2 protein-coding genes are annotated in these 1,604 nt (G+C 63.1%); both read right to left on the bottom strand.

The annotated features are described in order from the left end of the window. Positions 1 to 1,049 (bottom strand): NADH-quinone oxidoreductase subunit NuoN (nuoN, locus tag Q0L57_RS14990; protein ID WP_296743840.1); only part of this gene is annotated, 1,049 nt, incomplete at its 3' end. 13 nt (positions 1,050 to 1,062) lie between these two features. Further along, positions 1,063 to 1,604 (bottom strand): proton-conducting transporter membrane subunit (locus Q0L57_RS14995; RefSeq protein WP_296743842.1); only part of this gene is annotated, 542 nt, incomplete at its 5' end.

Here is a 1,604-nt window from a genome sequence, read left to right on the forward strand (position 1 = left end):
TCCTTGCGCCGCATGGCGAGGATGAAGGCGAAGGTGCCGAGCGTCATCACCAGATAGATCAGCATGTAGATGACAACGCCGCGAACGCCGGCCTGGCTGTTGGCGGCAAGGCCGACCAGTGCGTATCCCATGTGACCGATCGAGGAATAGGCCATCAGGCGCTTGATGTTGGTCTGGCCGATGGCCGCGAAGGCGCCCAGCGCCATCGAGGCGATCGAGATGAAGACGACGATCTGCTGCCAGTCAGCGGCGATCGGCTTGAAGGCGCCCATGGTGACGCGCACGATCAGCGCCATCGCCGCCATCTTCGGCGCGGCCGCGAGGAAGGCCGTCACCGGCGTCGGCGCGCCTTCATAGACGTCCGGCGTCCACATGTGGAACGGCACGGCCGATATCTTGAAGGCAAGCCCCGCGAGAACGAAGACCAGGCCGAAGACGAGGCCGAGCTGACGCTCGCCGCTGCCGAGCGCCGTCGCGATCTCGTGGAAGCCAGTGTTGCCGGTATAGCCGTAGACGAGGCTGATGCCGTAGAGCAGCATGCCCGACGACAGCGCACCGAGCACGAAGTACTTGAGGCCAGCCTCGGTCGAGCGGAGATTGTCGCGGTTGATCGCCGCCAGCACATAGATCGCCAGCGACTGCAGCTCGAGCCCGAGGTAGAGCCCGATCATGCTGTTGGCCGAGATCATCAGCAGCATGCCGAGCGTGCAGAGCAGGATCAGCACCGGATATTCGAACTTGTCGAAATGCTCCTGCCTGGCAAAGCGCATAGACATGACCAGCGTCACGGCGGAACCGATCAGCGCCAGCATCTTCATGAAGCGGCCGAAGGAATCCTGGACGAACGAGCCGCCATAGCCCGGCCCTTCGCCGCCGGAAGAGGCAAGCCAAACGCCGGCGATGACCAGGACAACAACAGCGAGTCCGGTCACGGTCATGGTGTTGTTAGAGCGGGAATAGGCTCCCACCATCAGAAGCGCGAGCGCGCCGATGGCGAGGATCAGTTCCGGCGTCGAAAGCGAAAGGCTGGAGAGAAGGTCCGGCGTCATAGAATATCCCCAGTCAGTTCGCCGCCGCGGTCTGCGCGGAATTGATGGATGCGGTGACGTTGGTGACGAGCGTCTTGACCGAGGCCGCCGTCGCGTCGAACACCGGCGCCGGGTAGACGCCGAAGAAGATGACCAGCACCACCAGCGGATAGACGATCGCCTTCTCGCGCGGCGAGAGATCGAGCAGGTTCTTCAGGCTCTCCTTGGTCAACGCGCCGAAGATCACGCGGCGGTAGAGCCAGAGCGCGTAAGCTGCCGACAGGATGACGCCGGTCGCGGCGAAGAAGGCAACCCAGGTGTTGACCCGGAAGACGCCGAGCATGGTCAGGAATTCGCCGATGAAGCCGCTGGTGCCGGGCAAGCCGACATTGGCCATGGTGAAGATCATGAACACGGTGGCGTATTTCGGCATGTTGTTGACCAGGCCGCCATAGGCGTCGATCTCACGTGTGTGCATGCGGTCGTAGATGACGCCAACGCACAGGAACAGCGCGCCCGAGACGAGGCCGTGGCTGAGCATCTGGAAGATCGCGCCCTGCACGCCTTCCTGGTTCA

Origin of the sequence: Mesorhizobium sp. (assembly GCF_024509055.1) — a bacterium.
In the GTDB taxonomy this organism is placed as follows: Bacteria; Pseudomonadota; Alphaproteobacteria; order Rhizobiales; family Rhizobiaceae; genus Mesorhizobium.